Raw genomic sequence first — 2355 nt, forward strand, 5'->3', positions numbered from 1 at the left:
TTATTATCTGAATTCGCGATGTGATGATTAATTAAATTAACCGGACTGAGTATCCATTTTGGTGGGATATTCAGAACAATTTTTAGCCCGCTGAGATTACCACCTCAATTAGATTTGTCTTTCCGCTCGCTATGCCGATACTGACCGCTGCTGCGATATCTCCAGCTTGGGTGACGCGGCAGGCACTGATACCCATTGACGCCGCAAGCGACTGGAAATCAATGCAAGGATTAATTAAATCCATTCCAATGAATTTCCCCATGGCAACGGAGCTATAAGACGGCTGATTTTTCATAAAATTTTTGAGTACATTGTACTCAAAATTATTCATAACGATAAAGGTCACTGGGAGATCCTCCCGCGCAGCGGTCCACAGGGCTTGCGGTGAATACATTGCTGCGCCGTCTCCCACCAGACAGACTACCGGTTCACGACCCAGCCCGAGTGAATGCCCTACCGCAGCAGGCATTCCCCATCCCAGGCCGCCGCCGCGCATAAAGTAATATCGATAGTACTGCTTATCGGAAATAAATTTTCTGATGTAGTTTGTCGTCGCAATAGCCTCATCAACAATGGTGACGCCCGGTGGGATACCACGAAGCACCTCATGGGCTGCGACCAGCGGCGAAATCACCGGATGACCAAATTCAGAGGCGAAGAAAGCTTCAAGCTGCTCCTGATTTTTTTCACGCTCGCTTTTCGCTTTGTTAAGATGCTTCTGATACATCTCTTTCTTGCGCCAGGTGATACGCTCTAGCTTAGGTAAAAGTTGCTCAAGCGAAATTTTGATGTCACCCATTAAAGACAGTCTGGTGGGATAGGTTCTGCCCAACTCGTTCATATCCGAGGACAGCTGATAAACCACGCAGTCCTGCGGAATAGATTCAGCTTCGCTGTAGAGGATGGTAATTAAACTTTTTCCGCCCAGAATAAAGACAGCGTCGTAGTTCATGATGATTTTTGCAATATCCCGCGACGTGGTAGGCATATTACCTCGCCAGAGGGGATGATTAGGCGGGAAAGGCAGATTTAACGGCCATGACGAACCGTAGACATGAGCCCCCAGCATTTCTGCCAAAAGGACGGTTTCCTCAGTGGACTGGTTGCTGTGGATTTCATCTCCGGCAATCATCATTAGTTTACCGGGCTGTACGTTACTTAACTCGGCCGCCAGCTCATCCAGAGAACTGGCCACGGTTTGGTAGTTTACCCGCGAAGAGGAAAGAATACTTGCTTCGTGCATTTCTTCCATCACGTCCATAGGTAGTGACAATAGTACCGGACCCGCCGGGGGATAGCTGGCATCGTGGAAAGCCCGCCTGACTAGGATCGGAAGCTGTGCGGCACTGGTCACTTCTTTTGTCCATTTTACGACCGGAGAGGCAATGGACACCACGTCATCGTAGAGCAGTGGCTCGCGAACATAGTGCCGGGTGTCCTGCTGTCCGACCGTCACGACAAGCGGAGTTTTCATAATTCTTGAGTTGATTAGGTTCCCCATCCCATGACCTAACCCGCTGGCGGTATGTAAATTCAGAAAGCCGGTTTTACCTGATGCTTTTGCATACCCATCAGCAATAGCGACTGCGCTACTTTCCTGTAGTGCTAGGATATAATGAATATCGTCGTGGCGAAGCAGGGCATCAATAAGCGGTAATTCAGTGGTGCCCGGATTACCAAAAATATACCCAACCCCTTCACTTTCGAGCACTTCGAGCAGAATATCTGCACCCGAACGCGGCGCAAAATCTGCCAACGTATTGATAGCTTTCATAGCCTGTTACCTTATTCAGAGGAATGTGATACGGCTTCAGAATTCTTCACGAGTGGAACGAATGACTATCTCATTTACATCAACATCTTCAAGCTGGTCTATGGCGTAATCGACCGCTTTAGCAATAGCCTGAGCCGGGATCGCCTGCTTATAGAATTCATTCAAAAACGCTTTGCTATCGGAATCTGAGCTACCCGTGTTGCAGCTCGCTTTCAACTGCACAGGGGGATATCAGCGTGGTGCGGATGTGACTGCCAGCTTCGTACCGTAAACCTTCGCTCAGGGCTCTGACGGCAAATATAGTGAAATATTTGATCTAACCTATGTAGATCAGCTAACGAAACTGGTGGTTCAGCTTTCCTTAGAGATATGAATGATTGCACATTAGTCTTAAATACTGGTCGTTGCCCCCATTATCCCAGCGGATGATCAACATGTGCATATATCTCTCCCTCCCCCCAGTGTAACACAGCCTAATAAACTAGCAGCAGCACCATCCAGAGCATCAACGAATAAATTAGTGAATATTCCTCCCTTCTCCCCTCCTAAGGCATACTGTTCATGGTTAGAAGATTGAATCG

2 protein-coding genes are annotated in these 2355 nt (G+C 48.0%); both read right to left on the bottom strand.

The window, feature by feature from the left end:
• Positions 1-82: 82 nt before the first annotated feature.
• Complete coding sequence (locus BBW68_RS09985; RefSeq protein ID WP_070135244.1) at positions 83-1774, bottom strand: thiamine pyrophosphate-binding protein; 1692 nt, start codon at positions 1772-1774, stop codon at positions 83-85.
• Positions 1775-1810: 36 nt separating this feature from the next.
• Positions 1811-1939, bottom strand: a complete 129-nt coding sequence (locus BBW68_RS20215; protein ID WP_261791535.1) for a hypothetical protein — start codon at positions 1937-1939, stop codon at positions 1811-1813.
• Positions 1940-2355: the final 416 nt, after the last annotated feature.

Origin of the sequence: Candidatus Erwinia dacicola (assembly GCF_001756855.1) — a bacterium.
In the GTDB taxonomy this organism is placed as follows: domain Bacteria; phylum Pseudomonadota; class Gammaproteobacteria; order Enterobacterales; family Enterobacteriaceae; genus Erwinia; species Erwinia dacicola.

Coding starts and splice junctions, on each gene's coding strand:
- BBW68_RS09985 (WP_070135244.1), bottom strand. CDS start 1,774: ATGAAAGCTATCAATACGTTGGCAGATTTTGCGCCGCGTTCGGGTGCA.